Origin of the sequence: Ruegeria aquimaris (assembly GCF_025751555.1) — a bacterium.
Classification (GTDB): domain Bacteria; phylum Pseudomonadota; class Alphaproteobacteria; order Rhodobacterales; family Rhodobacteraceae; genus Ruegeria_B; species Ruegeria_B aquimaris.
In genome coordinates, this window is sequence record NZ_JAOWLB010000007.1 from 86,980 (window position 1) to 108,383 (window position 21,404).

Here is a 21,404-nt window from a genome sequence, read left to right on the forward strand (position 1 = left end):
AGGTTTTGGGAAAAGTCAGAATTCCTCGAAAGTCGGCGCGTCGGCGGGCAGGGTGATCCATGGTTGCTTGTGCGAGACAAACACATGGTTTTGCGGCGCTACTATTGATGGATCGTCCAGTGTCACGGCGGCAAACCAGGCGTCTTGCTGCCAGTTCTGGCCCTCGACCTCGGTGTCGGCGGCATAGGTCAGGGTAGTGCCGCAATCGCCGCAGAACCCACGCCTGACGCCCGGGGTTTTTTCGCATTGCTTGATCTGGCCTTTGGTGACCGAGAACTCGGTGACGGGAACCTTGGCCCATGTCGCAAAGGCGCCGCCTAGGGCCATCTGACACGACCGGCAGTGGCAATGAGCTGAATTCTCGGGGGTTCTGTCGATCCGGTATCTTATGGCGCCGCAGTAACATCCGCCTTCGTGACAGGTTGAACTGACGATCATCTGAAGCCTCCTTTGCCGGGCACGGTAGGAAGTTTGCCTTTAATTTTTTTACCACGAAATCGTCGTTGGATTACAAAAATCTTGAGTGAAATAGGGATTCATGCAACATAAAAATTTTGGGTGTATATTAGAAAAACTTACAAATGGATTGGATGAAGCTTCCCTCTCTGAACGGATTGCGTACCTTTTCGGCGGTGGCCGGGGCGGGTAGTTTCACGCTTGCCGCCGAGCGGCTGAATGTCACTCATGCCGCTGTCAGCCAGCAGGTACGGCTGCTTGAGGACCGGTTGGGAACACCGCTGGTCAACAGGGTCGGTCGCGGGATCGAACTGACAGAGGAAGGCGCGGCGCTGGCCCGGGATCTGGAAATCGGGTTTGCCACCATCGGGCGTGGTGTCGAGCGTCTGACCGACGGATTGTCCAACCGGCCAGTCCAAATCACCATGTCGCCTGCTTTTGCGGTTGAATGGCTGTTGCCGCGCATGGCCGCGTTTCAACAGGCCAACCCCGACATCACGTTGATGCTGAACCCGACCGCTGATCTTGTCGAACTCAAGCCCGGTGGCGTTGATGTTGCGATCCGGTACCGGGACAAGCGTCGCCCCGTCGGCGATATCGAGCCGTTGTTGCTATCTGACATGGTTCTGATAGGCGCACCCGAATTGGTTGCGGGAAGAAAACTGTCACACGCCGCCGACCTGATGGACCTGCCTTGGCTACAAGAACTGGGAACCAACGAGGCTGCCGAGTGGCTGACCTATCATGGTGTGGTCCCAGATCGTCCGCTTGTGGTCCACCAAATGCCGGGCAACCTAATCATGAGTGCTGTAAGGCGAGGGGATGGCATTACCTTTACCAGCCGAGCGTTCTTTCAAAAGGATATCGAGGCCGGACGGATAATCGAGCTGTTTTCAGAGAAACTGTTCGGTGTCTACTACATCGAAACGCGGCCAGGCGTCCTGCGTCCAGCGGTCAAGACTTTCGTGAACTGGTTGAGATCGCAGGCCGAAGTTGTGACGGTCTGATCCATTTCAGATTCTACGGGCGCTGCCCGAGACGCGAACGCCTTCGCCGGGGGTGTCGCCGATCTCGACCCTGAGCAGCGAGCGGGCGCCCATATCCTCGCCCTGAACGATGTCGATCATACCGCCATGCGGCCAGCCGATATCGCGCAGATACCCCGCCAGTGCGGCGGCGGCGGCCCCGGTTGCCGGGTCTTCCAGCACACCGCCGATGGCAAAGGCATTGCGGCTGTGGAACCGTTGCGGGCTTTCGATCCAGAGCAGGCTGATGGTGGTGAAGCCATTGAGCCGCATATAGGCGGCGCCCCGGTTCAGATCGTACTCCATCGTTGCCAGCCGGGTGCGGTCGCGTAAGGCAAGCACAAGGTGATCGTTGCCCGCATTGGCGACTGCAGGCGGCAGGGTCGGGTCCAGATCGCTTTCATCCAGTCCAAAGAGCGCCAGCGCGGCCTCCAGCACCTCGTCATCCACCGCGCCGCTGCGGGTGGGGGGCGAGATCAGCGCCGCCTGCGCCCGGTCGCCATGGCGCTGCCCCTCGACCGAGATGCCGGCATCGTTGAGCTGTAGGGCATAGGTACCGTCGCCAAACCGCGCGGCAAGTGTCGCCCCCAGCGCGATAGTGGCATGGCCGCAAAAGGCGACCTCGCCCACCGGTGCGAAATAGCGCACCCGCCAGCCCTGGTCCTCTGGCACGGCAAAGGCGGTCTCGGAATAGCCGACCTCGGCCGCGATACGCTGCATCTCGTCTTCGGCGGGCATCTGATCGGCGATCACCACGCCGGCGGGGTTGCCGCCCTGCGCGCCGTCGGAAAAGGCGGCGATCCGGTCCACATGTGCTGTCATGTCATCTCTCCTGTGGGAGTGTCGCCCCGGTATGGGCCTCGTGCCATCACCTTGCCAGAGCGCTTTGCGCGCTGACAGCATCCTTCGGTGTAACAGGCAGGAGGGAACTGTCCGGCAGGTGCGGCGCTTCGGCCCGAATGCTGCTGGGTACGATGTAAAAGGCGGCTGTCATTACTCCCGCAGAGAAAGTGGAACTTGCGGCGATGAAGGTGACGGTCTGGATCAGGAGGCGGAACATATCAAGTTACTCCAGTGGATGAAGAGGGAAGGTCTTGCGGGTAATGTGCGCGGTCTACAAAGACCGGGAGAGTTGTTCTTTCAGACGGGCATTCTCGGCCCTGAGCTGCGCCAGCTCGGTACCAAGCGCGTTCAGATGCGGGGCCAGTTCGGCTTCGGTATAGCGGGGGGTGATGTGCTGGGGACAGTTCCAGTCCAGCCCCTCGACCGAGATGATGGCGGCGCGTTCGGCGGGGTGGGTCTGTGCCTCCGGCAGCAGGCTGGCGGCGGCCTCGGGTCCTTCGGTGAATGTCATCCGGCCGAGGATCTTCAGCCGCCGCTGGTTGGCGTAATCCATCAGGATCAGCGCCACCCGATCATTGCCGTCCAGATTGCCGCGCGAGATATATTGCCGGTTGCCCGACAGGTCGGCATAGCCGATTTTGCGCGGTCCCAGCACCCGAAGGAACCCGGCAGGCCCGCCACGATATTGCACGTAAGGCCAACCGGTCTCGGACACGGTGGCCTGATAAAACCCGTCCCGCGCCTCGATGAATGCCTGTTCGGTAGGTCCGATCTCGTGCCCCTGCTGCGGACCGCCCTCGATGAATTTGGCATAGCTGCGGGCGGACCCGAGCCGCTCCTGATGGGCAAGAACCGCGGGGGTGAAGGTCAGCTGGGAAAAGGCGCGGGGCATCGTTCTATCTCCGTTCAGAGGCCAAGTTCGGTCAGGCCGGGATGGCCCTCGGGGCGCGGCCCGAGGGGCCAGTGAAACAGGCGCTGGTCCTCGGTAATCGGCAGGTCGTTCAGCGAGGTGTGGCGGGCCGACATGCGACCATCCTCGTCGAATTCCCAGTTCTCGTTTCCGTAGGAGCGGAACCAGTTGCCGCTGTCGTCGTGCCATTCATAGGCATAGCGCACCGCGATGCGGTTGCCGGACCAGGCCCACAGCTCCTTGATCAGGCGATAGTCCAGCTCCTTGTCCCATTTGCGGGTCAGAAAGGCGTGGATGTCGTCATGTCCGGTGACGAACTCGGCCCGGTTGCGCCAGCGGCTGTCGTCGGAATAGGCGGGCGTCACCACATCGGCGCTGCGGCTGTTCCAGCCGTTTTCGGCCAGGCGCACCTTTTCGGCGGCGGTTTCGGCGGTGAAGGGGGGCAGTGGGGGGCGTGTCATTGGGGGTATCCGGTGTCAGGCGATGGAAGCGGCCAGAATTGCCAGCGTCAGAAGCAGGGGAACATGTCTTGTCGGGAAAAGGGCATAGCGGCGTCGCATGGGATTGATCCTTTGGTGTACCGATCTGTTAACTTGCTCTCAAGGTGTACTGATCGGTAAACTTTTGCAACCCTCTTGTTCAAATTTTTTTCAAGGCCACTCGCGTTGCAGAAGAACGTCATTTCGCGACAAATGGTTACCGGTGGTGATTTGCACTCTGCCGTCCGCGTGTTTATGTACCGATCAGTAACCCAAGGACGAATCATGCGGCCCAACAAGAAAGACGAACTGGTGCGAAAAGCCCTGACGGTGTTCTACCGCGACGGGTTTCACGCCACAGGCATGGACAAGCTGGTGGCCGAGACCGGGGTGTCGAAGACCTCGATCTACAAGCACTTCCGCACCAAGGAGGAACTGATCGTCGCGGTGCTGAAACTGCGCGACGAGAGCTTTCGCGAATGGTTCGAAAAGCGGGTGGACGAGTTGGCCGACACGCCTGCCGGCAAGATCCTGGCGAGTTTCGACGCTTTGGAAGAATGGTTCGAAGAAGACAGCTATCGCGGCTGCATGTTTATCAACGCCGGTGCGGAGTACAATTGCAAGGACGACCCGATCCGGGTGGAGGCCGCGCATCACAAGCAGGTGCTACTGGAATATTTTACCGAGCTTGCCCGTCAGGCGGGGGCTCGCGACCCCGGGATATTGGGGTGCCGGATCCTGTTGTTGAAAGAGGGGGCGATCGTCACCTCCTCGCTCCTGGGCACAGCACAGCCCGCTTGCGACGCCAAGGAGACGGCGCGCATCCTGCTGGATGAGGCATTGAAACGGTAGGGCGCGGGTTTCACCGCGCCCTAGGGGTCAGGCCAGGGCACGGCCATCGGCCACGTGTTTTTTCAGAATCTCGGGCGGGGCGAACCGGTCTCCGTATTTGCCCGCCAGTTCCTCGCACCGGGCGAGGAACCGCGCCGGACCATAGGTGTTCACGTACTGGATATAGCCGCCGGTATGAACCGGCGCGCCTATGCCCAGGATCGAGCCGACATTGCCATCCTCGACCGTGCGCAGCACGCCTTCCTCCAGACAGCGCAGGCTTTCCAGAACGGCCCGGAACAGGATGCGGTCCTTGATGTCCTCGTCCGGGATATCGGCCCCCTCCCTGCGCCAGGCGGCGAGCCCCGGCCAGATCGTCTTGCCCTGCGCGTCATAGTCGTAGAACCCCTTGCCCGTGGCCCGGCCATGGCGGCCGTGCTGGCTGATCATCTCGGCCAGCATGGCGCGGGCGGCGGGGTTCTGTTCCTTGTCGGGGTCCAAGAGGCCCATTTCCACCTGGGTGTTGTAGATGTCGGTGACCAGCTTGATCTGCACCTCGTCGAGCAGCGACAACATCCCGGTGGGCATGCCGGTGAGCCGCGACAGGTTGTCGACGCGCACCGGATCGTGCCCCTCGGCCACCAGTTCCACCGCCTCGATGATCTTGGTGCCGATGGTGCGCGAGGTATAGAACCCGGTGCTGTCGCCCACGATGATCGGGGTCTTGCGGATCTGGCGGGCAAAGTCGAAGGCGCGCGCCAGCGTCTCGTCCGAGGTCTTCTCTCCCGCGATGATCTCCAAGAGCGGCATCTTGTCGACGGGCGAGAAGAAATGCAGCCCGACGAAGTTCTCGGGCCGCGCGGCGCCCGTGGCCAGCCGGGTGATCGGCAGGGTCGAGGTGTTCGAGCCCCAGATGCCGTTTTCGGCCAAGAGTGCCTCATGCTCGGCCAGCACCGCATCCTTGATGTCGATCTTTTCGAACACCGCCTCGATGATCAGGTCGCAGCCTTTCAGATCTTCGGCCTTGTCGGTCGGCGTGATCAGCGCCAGCACCGCCTCGCGTTCCCCGGCGCTCATCCGGCCCTGTTTGACGCGTTTGTCCAACAGAGCGGCTGTATAGGCCTTGCCGCGCTCGGCGGCCTCGATCGTCTGGTCCTTGAGCACCACGGGCAGCCCTGCCGTGGCGGCGGAAAAGGCGATGCCCTGTCCCATCATGCCCGCGCCGAGGATACCCAGGCGTGAGACCTTGGAGGGCGGCACGCCCTTGGGCCGACTGGCGCCGCCATTGACCTTGTTCATGCCAAAGAACAGCGTTTCGATCATGTTCTTGGTGCTGGCCAGCGGCGTCAGCGACACGAAACGGCGGCTTTCATAGCGGGTAGCGGTGTCGAAATCGACCTTGCCCGCCGCCTCGGTCATGATGTCGAGGATACGCGCGGGAGCAGGCATCAGCCCGCGCGTCTTCTTGTAGAGCATTGCGGCAGCGCCCGCGATGCGGGTCATGTTATGCGGCGCGGTCGAGGGGCCGCCGGGGATCTTGTAGCCCTTGGTGTCCCAGGGCTGGGTCACCGCCGCCGCATCGCCCTGCACCGACAGGATATAGTCACGCGCGCGGGTCAGCAGTTGATCGGCCGGCACCACCTGATGGATCAGCCCGGCCTTCAATGCCTTGTCGGGCGAGACCTGCCGTCCTTCGAGCAAGAAGGGCATCGCGCCTTCCAGCCCCAGCATCCAGGTCAGGCGCACGACGCCACCGCCGCCGGGTAACAGGCCCAGTGTGACCTCGGGCAGGCCGATCTTGGTTTTCGGATTGTCGGCGGCAATGCGGTGGTTGCAGGCGAGACAGATCTCGAACCCGCCACCCAATGCCGCACCATTGATCGCGGCGACATGGGGCACGGGCTGTTTCTCCATCCGGCGCATCACGGCCTTGGTCGCCTCGACCGATTGAAAAAGTGCTTCGACCCCGTCGGGCTCGATGCTTTTCAGCATCTTCAGGTCGCCGCCGGCAAAGAACGTGTCCTTGGCCGAGGTCCAGATCACGCCTTTCAGCCCCGGTTCCGCCTCGATCCGGTCCATGGTCGCGGCAAAGAGCGGCCAGAACTCGGCATTCATCGCATTGACCGGCCCGTCCATGTCCATGGTCACGGTCACGATGCCATCGGCATCCTTGGTATAGTGAAAATCACCCATCCTACCGCTCCCTTACAGACGTTCGATCAGGGTCGAGATGCCCATGCCGCCACCGACACAAAGCGAGATCATCGCCCGTTTGGCATTGCGGCGCTCCAACTCGTCCAGCACGGTCGAGACCAGCATGCCGCCCGTGGCACCCAGCGGGTGGCCCATGGCGATGGCGCCGCCGTTCACATTGGTGATCTCGTGGTCGATATCCAGATCCTTCATGTAGCGCAGCGCGACCGAGGCAAAGGCCTCGTTGATTTCCCAGATGTCGATGTCCGAAACCTTCAGCCCCGCTTTGGCGAGGCATTTCTTGGCCGCCGGGCCGGGACCTGCCAACATGATCACCGGATCGGTGGCGATAACGGTGGCCGAAACGATGCGCGCGCGTGGCTCCAGCCCCAGATCGCGCCCCGCCTTTTCCGAGCCGATCAGCACGGCGGATGACCCATCGACAATGCCCGAGCTGTTGCCGGGCGTGTGCACATGGTTGATGCGCGCCACGTGGGGATATTTGGCCAGCGCCATGTCATCATAGCCAAAGGCGCCCATCCCGGCGAACGAAGGGTTCAGCGCGCCCAGCTTCTGCATGTCGGTATCGGGCTTGATGAAATCGTCCCGCTCCAGGATGGTCAGGCCGTTCTCATCCTTCACCGGCACCACCGAGCGGTCGAACCAGCCGCTGTCGCGGGCATGCGCCGCGCGGCGCTGGCTTTCCATCGCGAAGGCGTCCACATCCTCGCGGCTGTAGCCGTCGATGGTGGCGATCAGGTCGGCGCCGATCCCTTGTGGGGCCGAGTTCTGGTCGATCACGAAATCGGGGTCGGTGAACATCGCACCACCCTGACTGAGCATGGGGATGCGGCTCATCGATTCGATGCCGCCCGCGACCACCAGCTCCTCCTGATCCGATCCCACCTTGGCTGCGGCCATGTTCACCGCCTCAAGCCCCGAGGCGCAGAAGCGGTCAAGCTGGACGCCCGGCACCGCCTCGTCCCAATGGGCCGCCTGCACGGCGGCCTTGGCGACACAGGCACCCTGATCGCCCACCGGCGCGGTGCAGCCCAGGATCACATCGCCCACGCGCGCGGTATCCATGTCGTGACGCGCCTGCATCTCGCGCAAGAGACCGGCGGCCAGCTGGATCGGCTTCACTTCGTAGAGCGCGCCGCTGGACTTGCCGCGCGAGCGGGGCGAGCGCAGCGCGTCATAGATATAGGCGGATGTTGCCATGACCGTTCCTCCTGAAGGTTTGGCAACAGCCTAGGGGTGGGGGTGGTGCAAAAACAATGATCTGGCCGTGCAGAAAAATAGACATTAAGTGACAGGTATGGCGGTAACGATCCCGGCGACGATTGTCGCCAACATCCTCGAAGGCGCGGTGGCGCGCGGTGCCGATCCGGCGGGTATTCTGGCGCGGGCGGAGTTGCCGGGTGTTGTCGGCGCATTGGAGGCGCCGGATTTCGTGCGTCTGGTGAGGGCGGTGACGCTGGCGCTGGATGACGAGTTGGCCGGATTGCAGCAGCGCCCGCAGCGGGTGGGGACCCATGCGATCATGGCCGCCCATGTCAGCCACGCCGACACGTTGGGCGCGGCCTATGCCCGTGCGGTCGGGTTCATGGACCTGATGGACAATTCCTTTCGCTATTCGCTGCGGGAAAACGGCGCCAACTTGTTGTTCGAGATGACGCGCATTCCGGGGCGCGAGGTGCTTAACATCGCGGCGGTCGAGATGGTTCTGGTGCTGGTCAGCCGGATGCTGGCCTGGGTGGTGGGCAATCGCGGTGCGATCAATGGGGCCTGGTTCGACTATCCCGCACCGGGTCATGCGGCGGCCTATCGCGCCATGTTCCACCGGGCGCCGATGCAGTTCGGGCAGGGCGACAGCGGGATTGCGATCCCGCTGTCGCTGTCCCGCCTGCCGGTCCTGCGGACCGAGGAGCAGGCCGCCGCCTATGCCCGGCGCACGCCGCTCGATGCGTTCCTGCCGCAGGATGGCACCGCTGGTCTGCCGCTGGAGGTCGCGGTTGCGGTCGAAACCCTGCTCAGCGCCGAAGGCGCGTTGCCGGATATGGTGCAGATCGCGGCCACGCTCGGGATCGCGCCGCATACACTGCGCCGCCGCCTGAAACGCGATGGGGTCGATTACTCCGACATCCGCAAGCAGGTCCGGCGCGACATGGCCGTCAGGCTGCTGACGACGACTGACGCCCCGGTCGAAGAGATCGCCGCACGCACCGGTTTCAGTGAGGCCAGCGCCTTTATCCGCGCCTTTCGCAGTTGGACCGGGCTGACACCACGCGCCTACAGGGTTTCCGAGTTCTGATCCGGCGCCTGTCCGGCCTCAATCAGTGCCGCAGAACAGCGAATAGAGCAGGCCGATCAGTTGTTCGGTATTGGTGTCCGACAGCGAATAGAAAACGGTCTTGCCCTCGCGACGGGTCGAGACCAGCCCCTCTTCGCGCAGCCGAGCCAGCATCTGGCTGACTGCCGCCTGCCGGATGTCCAGCAGATTTTCCAGTTGGCCCACGGATTTTTCACCCGCCCCAAGATGACACAGGATCATTAATCGCCCTTCATGGGCCAATGTCTTGAGAAAGGCGGCGGCATGTGCCGCGCGGCTTTCCATGTCTTGTGGTATCTCGGGCTTGATAAGTTGCGGGGTACTGAGCGTCACGCCAATGGTCCTGTTACATAACAGCGATAATATGCATCAAGGACCGGTGCGCTGTCACCCCTCCAATGCGGGCGCACCCCCCTGGAATGCGTTGCCGTTTTGATAGTCGCATGGGGCCTCCTGCATGTTCAGATGCAGGTCGTGGCCGGTAAACGGATGTGCGCGCGCAAGTTCTTCGTCCACTTCGATCCCAAGGCCAGGGGCGTCGGACGGAATAACAAATCCGTTATCAACCCGGATCGAACTCTTGATCAGCGCATCGTGGAACGGGGTTTCGATGCTTTCAAGCAGCAGGATGTTCGGGATCGACGCCGCAAGCTGGATATTGGCCGCCCATTCGACCGGCCCCGCATAGAGGTGCGGCGCCATCTGCGCGTTGAACAGTTCGGCGATGGCGGCGACCTTCTTCATCTCCCAGATACCGCCCGCGCGCCCCAGCGCCGGTTGCAGGATCTCGGCCGCGCCCGCGCGCAGCACAGCGCCAAACTCGGCCTTGGTGGTCATGCGCTCTCCGGTGGCCACCGGGATGCGCACGTTGCGGGCGACGCGGGCCATATCCTCGATATTGTCGGGCGGGGTCGGTTCCTCGAACCAGAGCGGTGAATAGGGTTCCAGCGCCTGGCCGAGGCGGATCGCACCGGCGGTGTTGAACTGGCCATGCGTGCCAAAGAGCAGGTCAGCCTTGTCGCCCACCGCGTCGCGGATTGCCTTGCAAAAGGCCACCGACAGGGAAATGTCGGTCATCGCGGGCATGTGCCCGCCCCGGATCGTGTAGGGACCGGCCGGGTCGAACTTTACCGCCGTATAGCCCTGGCGCACCATTTCGACGGCGCATTCGGCGGCCTGATCGGGCGAGGTCCAGAATGGCCCCTGCTCGTGATGCGGCAGCGGGTATAGATAGGTATATGCGCGGATACGTTGGTTCATCCGCCCGCCTATGAGGGCATGTACGGGCCGGTCGCGATCCTTGCCCAGGATGTCCCAGCAGGCGATTTCGAGCCCCGAAAAGGCGCCCATCACGGTCAGGTCGGGCCGCTGGGTAAAGCCACTGGAATAGGCGCGGCGGAACATCAACTCGATGTTCTCGGGGTTCTCGCCCGCCATGTGCCGGTCGAACACATCGCGGATGACATGGGTCATCGCCTGCGGCCCGACGGACGAGGCATAACATTCGCCCCAGCCGGTGATGCCGGTGTCGGTGGTCACTTTCACAAGTATCCAATAGCGCCCGCCCCAACCCGGTGCGGGGGGCGCTGTGACGATGATGTCGAGGTCTTGCAGCTTCATCGGTTACTCCATCGAGGGGGGCAGAGGCAAAAAATTGAAAACTTTTTGCAGACAAATTTTCGGGGAAAATTTGCCGACAGTCTCCGGCGTCAGGTGAACAGGATCACGTTGCGTTTGGCGCTTCCGGTGCGGGTGTCGGCAATGGCTTCGTTGATCTGTTCCAGCGTCCAGCGGCCCGAGATCAGTTCGTCCAGTTTCAGGCGGCCCTGCTGGTAGAGGTCGATCATCCACGGGATATCGCGCTGGATCACCACATCGCCCATCTTGGACCCGATGAAGCCATGGCCCTGGAAAGAGGCGCCCATCGGCTCGTATTGCGCCATGCCGCCGGAATGCGGCATGCCGATCATTACCACCCGGCCGCCCCAGCCCAGGTATTTCGGCGCCTCGTCATAGGCGCGCACGGCACCAACGGTGACCAGCACCGCATCGGCACCGCGCCCGCCAAGCGCCTTGTAGGCCGCGCGCCAGGGTTTCGGACCGGTCGCCAGCACGCCGTGGGTGGCGCCGAACGCGCGGGCGATTTCCAGCTTCTCTTCGGTCATGTCCACGGCCACGATGCGGCGCGCTCCCGCGATGCGAGCCCCCTGAATCGCATTCAGCCCGACGCCGCCTGCACCGATCACCACCACATCCTGCCCGGCGCGCAGTTGCGCGGCATTGACCGCCGCGCCAACCCCGGTGATCACCCCGCAGGAGAGCAGACAGGCCACGTCCCGACCCATGTCGGCGGGGATCTTCACGATCTGGCGCTGGCTGACCACCACCTTTTCGGCAAATGCGCCGCAGGCCATGGCCTGGAGCAGCGGTTGGTCGTCGGCGGTTCTGAGCGGCCCTTTCACCCCGTCATAGGGGCTTTCGCAGATGGTGGGCTTGCCCCCAGCGCAATTGGGGCAGGTGCCGCAGGACCGGATCAGGGTCACCACCACCGGATCACCAATCTCGAACCCCTGCACGCCGGTGCCCACCGCGCTGATGGTTCCCGCCGCCTCGTGCCCATAGACAGCGGGCAAATGCCCGCCCCACGCGCCCTCGGCATAGGAAATATCGGAATGGCAGATCGCAACGGCGTCCAGCGTCACCTCGACCTCGCCGGTTCCGGGCGGGGCCAGCAGTATCTCCTCGATCACCAAGGGTTCCTTGAACGCGCGGCATACGGCGGCTCGGATGGTCTGCATACCTGTCTTCTCCCCGAATTGTCCTGCCGACAGGGTGAACGCTTGGGGTCCACGCTGCAAGGCGGAAACCGGCAGATACGTTTGTGTTACGCGGCGGCAGTTCTGGTGCGCAGAAAGATCACCAGCCCGCCCGCCATCAGGGCCAGCGCAACCAGAAACGGCGCGCCGGGCAAATAGATCGGCGCATCCGGCCCGGTGAACCGGGCGAATACGCTGGCCATCAACAGGGGCGAGACGATCATCGACAGGGCATGTACCGCCGTCATCACGCCCTGCAACGCGCCCTGCTGGTCATCGGCCACGCTGCGCGACATGATCGCCTGCAAGGCGGGCGGCACGATCGCACCCATCGCGGTAATCGGGATCAGGATCAGCGCCAGCGCGCCGCTGCTGATAAAGGCCAGCGCGCCGAACCCGGCAAAGTCGAACACCTGGCCCCAGATCACCGTGCGCCTCTCGCCGATGCGGCGGGTGATATGTGGCAGCAGTCCGCCTTGGACGACGGCCATCAGGAACCCGAAGATCGCCAGCGACAGGCCGATCATGCGTGGCGACCAGCCGAACCGTTCCTGCGAGAAATAGGACCAGATCGCGGGATAGACGTAGATCGCCACGGAATAGAGGAAATAGGCCCACAACAGCCCCTTGAGGCCGGGCACCTTGCCCAGCATCCGGAACGCGCCTAGCGGATTGGCGCTGGACCAGTTGAAAGGCCGACGGTTGGCGTCGGTCACCGTCTCGTTCATCACAAACAAGCCAAGGACGAAGTTCAGCCCGGCCAGCATTGCCGCCGCCCAGAACGGGGCACGCGTACCGAACTCGCCCAACAGCCCGCCGACCAGTGGCCCCAGAACAAAGCCTGCGCCGAAGGCCGCGCCCAGCAGGCCGAACCGGGCGGCCTTCTGCTCCGCCGAGGAGACGTCGGCCATGTAAGCTGCGGCAGTGGAATGGGTGGCGGCGGTGATGCCGCCCGCCAGCCGCCCCAGCAGCAAAAGCCAGATCGTCCCGGCCAGAGCCATCACCACATAGTCGAGCGCCATGACGAAAAGTGAAACCAATAGCACCGGCCGCCGTCCGACCGCATCGCTGAGGCTGCCGACCGCCGGGGCAAAGAGGAACTGCATCGCCGCGAAAGCCGTGCTGAGGATACCGCCCCAGAAGGCGGCATCGGCCAGCGTGCCGCCCTGCACCTCGACGATCAGGTCGGGCATGATCGGCATGATCAGGCCAATACCCATCGCGTCGATCATCACCGTGATCAGGATAAAGAGGAAAGGCAGCCGCATTCTGAACCGTCCGGTTTAGTTTCCCGGACACTAGCCGGGGGCCCGGCGGTTGCAAACCCTCTATTCCAGGGTCAACTCCCGGACACGCGCGGCAAAGGCGCGGGCCTCTTCCGGTGCGCTGCCCATTTGCCGAGCGGGGTCGGTCAGGGCGATGGCATCCAGCTGCGGCCAGTCGCGGGCGATCACCTGCTTCAGCGGGGTGCCCGTGTCGGCGGCCTCTTTGCACAGGGCCTTGGTTCTGGCCTGCGCCTCGGGGCGTGGCATCAGCCCGGCCAGCGCAAAGCTCAGCGCCTCGGCATGGATCAGGTCGAGGCCCCCGGTCAGGGCATCGGCCATCGCCTTTGCGTCAGGCTTCAGCCCTTCGCTCAGCCCCACAGCCGTCTGTGCCGCCGCCGCAGCGCCCAGCACGATCTGCGGCAGGCACATCCATTCGGTGAACCAGGCCGCCCCGTCGCGTTGGTGACGGTGCATGGCCGCGCCATGCAGAACCGCCAGCAGCCCGGCGCCCTGCCGGGCCAGCGCCACCATAACGGCGGGACCGACCGGATTCTGTTTCTGCGGCATGGTGGACGACGAGCCGCCCATGCCAAGAGAAACCTCTCCAATGCCGGTCTGGCTCAGTTCGGTCAGATCCTCGCCCATCTTGCCAAGCGCCAGTCCGACGCGGATGAACCAGTTCGCCAGTCGCAGGACCGGGGTACGGTCGGTGTGCCAGCTGCGGCCGGGATCGCCGAGATTGAGCAGCCTGGCCAGCGCCGCCCTTGTTTCGGCAGCCTTGGGGCCAAGCGCAGAAGAGGTGCCTGTCGCGCCGGACAAAGAGACCACAATGCAGGCGCGGCGTAGACCCGGCAGTTCAGACAAGAGACCGATCAAAGGCTCACCCCATGCGGCGACCAAGGCGCCGAAACTGGTGGGGGTCGCATGTTGACCATAGGTGCGCGCGGCCATGGGCAGGTCGGCATGGGTCTCGGCCAGACCAGCCAGCGCGGTGAGGATCTGGCCCAGATCACGTTCTACCACGGATACCGCCTGACGCAGCCGCAGCATCAGGCCGGTGTCGAGGATATCCTGCGAGGTCGCGCCCCAATGCACGTATTGCGCATGTTCGGGGGCCTGCATCTCGGTTCGAAAGGCTGTGACCAGCGCCGGAACCGAGACGCCATTGGCGCCCGTCGCCTGTGCCAGTGCGCCGGGGTCGAGGTGAATTTCCATCGCCGCGCGCTGGATTGCGCCTGCGCTCTCCTTGGGGATCACGCCCAACTCGCCCTGCGCCTTGGCCAGCATCCCTTCGGTCAGCAGCATGGCACGCAGTTCCGCCCCGTCGGTGAACAGGCGCCCGACCTCGGCGGTCGGGAAAAGGCGCGCAAGATGCGCGCTGTCAAAGACCGATGCGGCCATCAGAACTGTCCTTCGATCCGGGTCAGCAGACGCGCCAGCCCTTGCGGGTCGGCAAAGAACGGCGAGTGAGAGCTGTTCATGACATGAACCCGGTCCGATGGCCAGTCCGCGGTCATCTCCTCTTGATACTCGGGCGGAATGGTCCGGTCGTCGGTGCAGCGGATATAGGCCTTGGGCACCCCGTGATAGCGATCGGTCACGGTGAGGGGCGTATTTTGCGGTTTGATCGCCTGCGGGCAGAGGCGCGGTTGCGCGTAAAGCACCCGCTCGGGCGGGCAGTCGTGATAGAACAGCGCCGGTACCTGTTCGGGATCGACGGTAAAGGACAGGCCGTCGTCGGATTTAACCACCGCCTGCAACAGCGGTTGCCGCTTGGCCCGCTTGCGCATTTCGACCATCGACAGGCCCGAGATCGGGACATAGGCGCACAGGTAGATCAGCCCGCGCATCGCCTGCGGGTCATGTTCCGCCGCCGCGCTGATCGGGTAGCCACCCCAGCTGTGCCCCACGATCAACGTATCGGGGGTGCTGGCCTCCAGCACCGCGTCGCGACAGCCCTCCAGTGTAACCTCGGCGATTGGTGTCACGTCGGATCCGTGGCTGGGCATGTTGATCGCGCGTGCGGTATGGCCGCGTTCTTGCAAGGCGGGGATCAGGTCGCGCCAGCACCACGCTCCGTGGCAGGATCCATGCACCAACAGGAAATCGGCCATGTATGCTTCTCCTACTCAGATATGACCCGTGTCGTGCAGGAACTGCACCAGCCGCGCGGCATAGTTTTCGGGCTGTTCCACACAGGGCAGGTGACCGGCCTTGCGGATCAGGTGGAATTGCGATCCCGGGATCAGGTCCACGGTTTCGCGCACCAGATCGGGCGGTGTCGCGCCATCCTCATCCCCGGCGATACCCAGGCAGGGCAGGCGCAACCCGCTGGTGGGCGTGTAGAAATCGGTGCCGGAAATCGCCGCGCTGCATCCGGCATAACCCTGCGCCGGCTGCCGCACCAGCATGTTGCGCCACAGGCCCAGTTCGGGCGTGGCACGGAACCCGCGCGAGAACCAGCGTTCCATCACCGCGTCGGCCAGCGATTCGATGCCACCCGACTGCACCGCGGCAATCCGCTGGTCCCACATCTCCTTGGTGCCGATCTTGGCGCCGGTATTCGACAGGATCAGTGCGCGGACCTGATCGAGCCGCTTGACCGCCAATCCCTGACCGATCATGCCGCCGATGGACAGGCCCACGAAAAGGGCATCGCGCACCTCGAGCATGTCGAGTAGCCGTTCGACATCGCGCACCAGCGCCCCCATCGTATAGGGCGCGGCGGGCGCATCGCTCAGCCCGTGGCCGCGCTTGTCGTAGCGGATGAGCTTAAGCCCGGCGGGCAGATAGGGCAGGATCGGGTCCCAGAGCCGCAAATCGGTGCCAAGAGAATTGGCAAACACCACCGGCGCGCCGTCTGGGTCGCCGTCGATTCTGTAATGCAGCCTTATGTCGCCAAGATCGGCAAATCGCATGGCCTGTCTCCCCGTGTTTCTGGGACGCAGAGTATAAATTGACCCCAGGTCAGGTAAAGGCCTGTTGACGCCGCATGGCGTCAATTCGCCGGTGCCGAGCAATCATGCAAAGCGCTCCAGCGCCCGCTGGAACAGGGCTGCGTCGACATTGCCCCCGGATGCGACCGCAATAACCGTATCGCCTTGCAATTCGCTGCCCCGGAACAGGGCCGAGGCCAAAGCCACCGCGCCGCCAGGTTCCAGCACGATTTTCAGCCGGAGAAACGCCAGCGCCATCGCATGCAGCGCCTCGTCCTCGCTCACCGCCAGCCCCGGTCCGCAAAGGCGTTGCAGGATCGGAAAGGTGATCTGCCCCGGTTGCGGGGTCAGGATGGCGTCGCAGATATTGCCGGTCTCGCTGGTGTTGCGGCTGATCGTCCCGCTGGCCAGCGAACGTCGGGTATCGTCGAACCCTTCGGGTTCGGCCGGCCTGACGCGCATATCGGGGGCGTGGTGGTGCAGGGCCAGAGCAACCCCCGAAGTCAGCCCGCCGCCGCCACAGCAGACCAGGACCTCGGCGCGTTTGACGCCCATTTCGGTTGCCTGCTGCGCAATTTCCAGACCGACGGTTCCCTGACCCGCGATCACCTGCGGCTCGTCATAGGGTTTGATCAGGGTCAAGCCGCGTTCACCTGCCAGAGTGGCCCCGATCTCCTCGCGGCTTTCACGGCCCCGGTCGTACAGCACGACCTCGGCCCCCAATGCACGGGTATTCTCGATCTTCAGCTTTGGCGCGTCCGATGGCATCACGATGACCGAGGATATACCGTGCAACGTGGCGGCATGGGCCACCCCCTGGGCGTGGTTGCCCGAGGAGAAGGCGATGACCCCACGGGCGCGGATCTCGGGATCGAGCGCCGAGATCGCCGACCAGGCACCGCGAAACTTGAAGCTGCCGGTATGTTGCAGGCACTCGGGCTTGACCAGCAGGCGCCGCCCGGCAATCTCGTCCAGAAAGGGCGAACTGAGCAGCGGCGTGCGGCGGGCATGGCCGGCAAGCCGCCTGGCGGCGGCTTCGATCATCTCAATGGAACTCATGCGGCCTCCAGAATGCGGCGGATGATGTCAAGCGATTGCGGTTCGTTCAGGAATGGTACATGCCCCCGGTCGGGCACCTCTGCCGAAATCAGCCCCGGGTGGCGGCGGTGCATCTCGGTCAGTGTCCCGGCGCCCAGAATGTCGGAATTGGCTCCACGCACCACGCCGGTCGGAATCCCGCGTAGCGCCTCGAAGAACATCCAGAGGTCCGGGATGGCACCCGCCGCTGCCTGCTCCAAAAGCGCCTTGTGCAAGCGGTCGTCATAGCGCAGCGCCAGACCGTTTTCGGTGGCCTCATACTGGATCTCGGCCTGCTTGCGCCAGACCTCCAGCGGAACGCCGGGAAATTGCGGTTCCATCGCGTCCTTGAGAACCAGCGCCGCCTGTTCATGGGTTTTCGAGACTGGCTTGCGGCCCACATATTCCATGATGCGGGCGATCCCCGAGGTTTCGATCACTGGACCCACATCGTTGAGGATGACCCCTGACAGGCGCTCGGGATGGCTGGCAGCAAGGGTCATGGCGATCATGCCGCCGCGCGAGGCGCCCAGCACAGTGACCTTTTCCAGCCCCAGATGATCCAGCAGTTCAAGCGCGTCGTGCCCTTCGCGCAGTATATTGTAGTTCATGTAGTCGGGGTCATGATCCGAGCGACCCCGCCCCCGGTAATCCAGCCGGATCAGGCGCAGGTCGCGCACATGCGGGCGCAGGAATTCGAAATCGCGGCTGCACCGGGTCAGCCCGGCAAGGCACAGGAGCGGCGCGCCGCTGCCTTCGTCCTCGAAGTGGAGCCGCAGCCCGTCGCTTGTCTTGAAATCCGGCATCACGCCTCCGCCAGCGCTGGTATGCCGGTCAGGTCCGACAGGATCGTGTCCGGGGTCCAGGGCAGGCGGTCCACCGGTTCGCCCGCGCGGTTCACCCAGGCGGTGCAAAAGCCGTATCCCGCGGCGGCGGCGGCATCCCAGCCGTTGGACGACACGAAGAGGACCTCGTCCGGCGCACATCCGAACCGTTGCCCAACCAGGTCATAGACCCGTCTGTCGGGCTTGAAGATGCCCACGCTTTCGACCGACAGGACATCATCCAGCACCGTGCCCAGCCCGGCTGATTGCACGGCGCCATCCAGCATGTCGGGCGACCCGTTCGACAGGATCGCGGTCTGCTTCCCCGCCGCCTTCAGCGCCTTGAGCATATCCGGCACCTCGGGATAGGCCTGAAGCTCCCAGTAAAGATCCAAGAGCCGCTGGCGCAGGGCTGGATCCCCGGCCAAGCCGACCGCATCCAGCGCCCAGTCGAGGCCGTTCCGGGTCACCTCCCAGAAATCCGTATGCGCCCCGGTGATCGCGCGCAGCCAGCTGTATTGCAGCTGTTTCAAACGCCAATGCGAGGCCAGCTGCGGCCAACAATCCTTCATCGCGGCATAGGCGGGTTCAGACGCCGCCTGACGGGCGGCGGCGGCCACGTCGAACAGCGTGCCATAGGCATCGAAGACGCAGGTCGTAATGGGCATGGGTTCCTCCTGATTGCGGCGAAGGTTTGCACAGGTTTGAACCGGGTAAAAGGGGCCGGGGTTTACATTGGCGTGACAAACCCTAGGCTGGCCGTTCTTTCAGTGAAAAAAGGCAAGGACGGCATGACCCAGATCAAACAAGGCGACACGGTACGCATCCACTACACCGGAACTCTGCTCGACGGGAACACCTTCGACAGTTCCGAAGGGCGCGACCCGTTGCAGTTCGAGGTGGGGTCTGGCCAGATCATTCCCGGTCTCGACAAGGCGCTGCCCGGCATGCAGGTGGGCGAAAAGAAGCGGGTGGAGATTGCCTGTGTCGAGGCCTATGGCCCGCTCAATCCCGACGCCCGCCAGGCGATCCCGCGCGAGGGTATCCCCGATGACATCCCGCTGGAGCTTGGAACCCAGTTGCAGATGCAGGCGCCGGACGGCCGGGTCATCCCGGTTACCGTGGTCGAGGTGACCGAGGCCACCGTGACGCTGGATGCAAACCACCCGCTGGCCGGTCAGGACCTGATCTTTGACATCGAAATCGTGTCGATCAATTAAGCAGAAGGCCCTGCTTTCACAGAGCAGGGCCTTTCTCATCTCAGATGTTACGCGGCTCTGTGGCGTTACATGGATTCGGGCTGGGGCATGCCCAGAACGTGGAACCCGCCATCGACCCGGATGATCTCACCCGTGGTGCAGGCGCCTGCGTCAGACACCAGATAAACAGCGGTTCCGCCCACGGCCTCAAGCGTCGCGTTCGACCGCAGCGGCGCGTTCTGGTCGCAGAACTTGAAGGTCTTGCGCGCCCCGCCGATGGCGGCGCCGGCAAGTGTCTTCATCGGGCCGGGTGAGATCGCGTTCACGCGAATTCTGTCCGGACCCAGGTCGTTGGCCAGGTAGCGCGTCGCCGATTCCAGCGCCGCCTTGGCCACGCCCATCACGTTGTAATTCGGCACAACCCGGTTCGACCCCTGATAGGTCAGGGTCAGCAGCGTGCCGCCATTCTCCTGCATCAAGGGATAGGCGCGGCGGGCCACCTCGATGAAGCTATAGGCTGAGACATCCATCGAATGTTTGAAATTCGCCCGGGTGGTGTTCAGGAACCGCCCTGTCAGCTCCGACTTGTCCGAATAGGCGATGGCGTGCACGACAAAGTCGATGGTCGGCCAGCGCGCCGACAGCTCGGCAAAAGCGCGATCGAGCGACTCGTCATTGGTGACATCGGCGTCGACCATGAAGTCGCTGCCGATGCTCGCCGCAAGCGGCTCCAGCCGCTTGCCGAACGCCTCACCCTGATAGGTAAAGGCCATTTCCGCTCCCGCCTCGTGCATCGCCCGCGCGATACCCCAGGCGATCGAATGATCGTTGGCAACGCCCATGATAAGGCCGCGTTTGCCCTTTAGAATTCCCGACATGCGCCCTTACCCCCTGAACTTGCTCAGCACCATCGAGCCGTTGGTGCCGCCAAAACCGAAACTGTTGGTCATGACCGAATCCAGCCCGGCATTTTCCACGTATTTGGTCGCGACCTCGCCGGGGCGGATGCCCTCGGCCAGGGTTTCGACATTGATCGACGGCGTTATGAAGTCGTGCTCCAGCATCAAGAGGCAGAAGATCGCCTCAAGCGCGCCCGCCGCCCCCTGCGCGTGGCCGGTCATCGACTTGGTCGAGCTGATCGGAGGCACGCGGCCCTCGCCGAACACGCGGCGCACCGCTTCGACCTCGCCCACGTCACCGACCGGGGTCGAGGTGCCATGCGCGTTGATATAGCTGACCTTGCGGTCCTCGGGCAGGGTGGACACCGCCAGCCGCATCGCCCGTTCGCCGCCCTCGCCCGAGGGTGCCACCATGTCATGCCCGTCCGAGGTGGCGGCATACCCGGTCACCTCGGCATAGATCTTGGCGCCCCGCGCAAGGGCGTGTTCAAGCTCTTCCAGCACCACGATGCCGCCGCCGCCCGAGATCACGAACCCGTCGCGGTCCTGATCGAACGCGCGCGAGGCCTTTTCGGGCGTGTCGTTGTATTTCGAGGACATCGCGCCCATGGCGTCGAACAGGCACGACAATGTCCAGTCCAGCTCTTCGCCGCCGCCCGCGAACATCACGTCCTGTTTGCCCATCATGATCTGTTCGGCGGCATTGCCGATGCAATGCAGCGAGGTCGAGCAGGCCGAGGTGATGGAATAGTTCAGGCCCTTGATCCGGAACGCGGTCGCCAGGTTGGCCGAGATCGTCGAACACATGCATTTGGGCACCGCAAAGGGCCCGATCCGCTTGGTCGCGCCGCTGCTCAGCACCGTCTGATGCGCCGTCAGCATGGCGCTGGTCGATGGCCCGCCAGAGCCCGCGACCAGACCGGTGCGCGGGTTCACGATATCATCCTCGGTCAGGCCGGAATCGGCAATCGCCTGTTGCATGGCGATATGGGCATAGGCCGCGCCCGGCCCCATGAACCGCAAGGTGCGCTTGTCCACATGTTCCTTGACATCGATCTTCAGAGTTCCGGCGATCTGGCTGCGAAACCCGTGCTCCACCATCTCCGGGCAAGCCTCGATCCCCGAGCGCCCAGCCCTGAGAGAGGCGGTGACTTCCTCGGCATTTACACCGATCGAAGAGACTATCCCCAAACCGGTCACAACCACACGGCGCATGAACGAACTCCTTTGTTGCGTTGTGCCTGTGTAGGGTAGCGGGGTGGACTGGGCAAGCCAATAGGCGGACACGCTCGGGCCCGGGTCCCTGCGTCGGAAAACGG

Annotated in this window: 23 protein-coding genes; 4 read left to right on the forward strand and 19 right to left on the reverse strand. The window is 63.7% G+C overall.

What is annotated here, in order from left to right; genetic code table 11:
* Positions 1–15 precede the first annotated feature (15 nt).
* Entirely contained in the window at positions 16–438 is a 423-nt protein-coding gene (locus OE747_RS11875; RefSeq protein ID WP_263828810.1) for a GFA family protein, read from the reverse strand.
* A gap of 152 nt (positions 439–590) precedes the next feature.
* On the opposite strand from OE747_RS11875, the gene OE747_RS11880 reads away from it, so the two are divergent.
* Entirely contained in the window at positions 591–1,463 is an 873-nt protein-coding gene (locus OE747_RS11880; protein ID WP_263828811.1) for a LysR family transcriptional regulator, read from the forward strand.
* A 6-nt stretch (positions 1,464–1,469) separates the two neighbouring features.
* Here OE747_RS11880 and OE747_RS11885 read toward each other — a convergent pair whose 3' ends face one another.
* The 4 genes from OE747_RS11885 to OE747_RS11900 are packed head-to-tail and all read right to left on the reverse strand — an operon-like array spanning position 1,470 to position 3,695.
* The gene (locus OE747_RS11885) at positions 1,470–2,303 is read right to left on the reverse strand and encodes a PhzF family phenazine biosynthesis protein (RefSeq protein ID WP_263828812.1); all 834 of its coding nucleotides are present in this window, start codon (positions 2,301–2,303) and stop codon (positions 1,470–1,472) included.
* A 46-nt stretch (positions 2,304–2,349) separates the two neighbouring features.
* A complete protein-coding gene (locus OE747_RS11890; protein WP_263828813.1) occupies positions 2,350–2,541 on the reverse strand; it encodes a hypothetical protein in 192 nt (63 codons plus the stop codon).
* 54 nt (positions 2,542–2,595) lie between these two features.
* Entirely contained in the window at positions 2,596–3,216 is a 621-nt protein-coding gene (locus tag OE747_RS11895; protein ID WP_263828814.1) for a pyridoxamine 5'-phosphate oxidase family protein, read from the reverse strand.
* Positions 3,217–3,230: 14 nt separating this feature from the next.
* The gene (locus OE747_RS11900; RefSeq protein WP_263828815.1) at positions 3,231–3,695 is read right to left on the reverse strand and encodes a nuclear transport factor 2 family protein; all 465 of its coding nucleotides are present in this window, start codon (positions 3,693–3,695) and stop codon (positions 3,231–3,233) included.
* 303 nt (positions 3,696–3,998) lie between these two features.
* On the opposite strand from OE747_RS11900, the gene OE747_RS11905 reads away from it, so the two are divergent.
* A complete protein-coding gene (locus OE747_RS11905; protein ID WP_263828816.1) occupies positions 3,999–4,565 on the forward strand; it encodes a TetR/AcrR family transcriptional regulator in 567 nt (188 codons plus the stop codon).
* Positions 4,566–4,592: 27 nt separating this feature from the next.
* On the opposite strand, the gene OE747_RS11910 is transcribed toward OE747_RS11905, so the two are convergent.
* A complete protein-coding gene (locus OE747_RS11910; protein WP_263828817.1) occupies positions 4,593–6,737 on the reverse strand; it encodes a 3-hydroxyacyl-CoA dehydrogenase NAD-binding domain-containing protein in 2,145 nt (714 codons plus the stop codon).
* Positions 6,738–6,749: 12 nt separating this feature from the next.
* Complete coding sequence (locus OE747_RS11915) at positions 6,750–7,958, reverse strand: acetyl-CoA C-acetyltransferase (protein ID WP_263828818.1); 1,209 nt, start codon at positions 7,956–7,958, stop codon at positions 6,750–6,752.
* 97 nt (positions 7,959–8,055) lie between these two features.
* Between OE747_RS11915 and OE747_RS11920 the strand changes: the two genes are divergently transcribed.
* Positions 8,056–9,051 carry an AraC family transcriptional regulator gene (locus tag OE747_RS11920; protein WP_263828819.1) on the forward strand — a complete coding sequence of 332 codons (996 nt, stop codon included), beginning with the start codon at positions 8,056–8,058 and terminating at the stop codon, positions 9,049–9,051.
* A gap of 18 nt (positions 9,052–9,069) precedes the next feature.
* Here OE747_RS11920 and OE747_RS11925 read toward each other — a convergent pair whose 3' ends face one another.
* The 10 genes from OE747_RS11925 to OE747_RS11970 all read right to left on the reverse strand — a co-directional run bounded on the left by OE747_RS11925 (position 9,070) and on the right by OE747_RS11970 (position 18,655).
* Positions 9,070–9,354, reverse strand: coding sequence for an ArsR/SmtB family transcription factor (locus tag OE747_RS11925; RefSeq protein ID WP_263828923.1), 285 nt, complete (start codon positions 9,352–9,354; stop codon positions 9,070–9,072).
* A 102-nt stretch (positions 9,355–9,456) separates the two neighbouring features.
* On the reverse strand, positions 9,457–10,689 hold the full coding sequence (locus tag OE747_RS11930) for a mandelate racemase/muconate lactonizing enzyme family protein (protein WP_263828820.1): 1,233 nt from the start codon (positions 10,687–10,689) through the stop codon (positions 9,457–9,459).
* Between the two features lie 89 nt (positions 10,690–10,778).
* On the reverse strand, positions 10,779–11,867 hold the full coding sequence (locus tag OE747_RS11935) for a Zn-dependent alcohol dehydrogenase (RefSeq protein WP_263828821.1): 1,089 nt from the start codon (positions 11,865–11,867) through the stop codon (positions 10,779–10,781).
* 86 nt (positions 11,868–11,953) lie between these two features.
* Positions 11,954–13,153, reverse strand: a complete 1,200-nt coding sequence (locus OE747_RS11940) for a TCR/Tet family MFS transporter (RefSeq protein WP_263828822.1) — start codon at positions 13,151–13,153, stop codon at positions 11,954–11,956.
* 60 nt (positions 13,154–13,213) lie between these two features.
* The gene (locus OE747_RS11945; RefSeq protein ID WP_263828823.1) at positions 13,214–14,551 is read right to left on the reverse strand and encodes a class-II fumarase/aspartase family protein; all 1,338 of its coding nucleotides are present in this window, start codon (positions 14,549–14,551) and stop codon (positions 13,214–13,216) included.
* A complete protein-coding gene (locus tag OE747_RS11950; protein ID WP_263828824.1) occupies positions 14,551–15,264 on the reverse strand; it encodes an alpha/beta fold hydrolase in 714 nt (237 codons plus the stop codon). The genes OE747_RS11945 and OE747_RS11950 overlap by 1 nt, the downstream gene beginning before the upstream one ends.
* Before the next feature lie 15 nt (positions 15,265–15,279).
* Positions 15,280–16,068, reverse strand: coding sequence for a 3-oxoadipate enol-lactonase (pcaD, locus tag OE747_RS11955; protein ID WP_263828825.1), 789 nt, complete (start codon positions 16,066–16,068; stop codon positions 15,280–15,282).
* Positions 16,069–16,170: 102 nt separating this feature from the next.
* Entirely contained in the window at positions 16,171–17,145 is a 975-nt protein-coding gene (locus OE747_RS11960) for a threonine ammonia-lyase (protein WP_263828826.1), read from the reverse strand.
* Positions 17,142–17,969 (reverse strand): alpha/beta fold hydrolase, encoded by an 828-nt coding sequence (locus tag OE747_RS11965; protein WP_263828827.1) that lies wholly within the window; start codon positions 17,967–17,969, stop codon positions 17,142–17,144. Before OE747_RS11965 ends, OE747_RS11960 begins: the two co-directional genes overlap by 4 nt.
* Complete coding sequence (locus tag OE747_RS11970; RefSeq protein WP_263828828.1) at positions 17,969–18,655, reverse strand: haloacid dehalogenase type II; 687 nt, start codon at positions 18,653–18,655, stop codon at positions 17,969–17,971. Before OE747_RS11970 ends, OE747_RS11965 begins: the two co-directional genes overlap by 1 nt.
* A 123-nt stretch (positions 18,656–18,778) precedes the next feature.
* Here OE747_RS11970 and OE747_RS11975 point away from each other — a divergent pair, with 123 nt between their 5' ends.
* Positions 18,779–19,207, forward strand: a complete 429-nt coding sequence (locus tag OE747_RS11975) for an FKBP-type peptidyl-prolyl cis-trans isomerase (protein WP_263828829.1) — start codon at positions 18,779–18,781, stop codon at positions 19,205–19,207.
* Between the two features lie 65 nt (positions 19,208–19,272).
* Here the strand turns inward: OE747_RS11975 and OE747_RS11980 are convergent, their stop codons facing one another.
* Both OE747_RS11980 and fabB read right to left on the reverse strand, forming a co-directional pair.
* On the reverse strand, positions 19,273–20,064 hold the full coding sequence (locus OE747_RS11980; protein ID WP_263828830.1) for an enoyl-ACP reductase FabI: 792 nt from the start codon (positions 20,062–20,064) through the stop codon (positions 19,273–19,275).
* A gap of 6 nt (positions 20,065–20,070) precedes the next feature.
* A complete protein-coding gene (fabB, locus tag OE747_RS11985; RefSeq protein ID WP_263828831.1) occupies positions 20,071–21,300 on the reverse strand; it encodes a beta-ketoacyl-ACP synthase I in 1,230 nt (409 codons plus the stop codon).
* Positions 21,301–21,404: the final 104 nt, after the last annotated feature.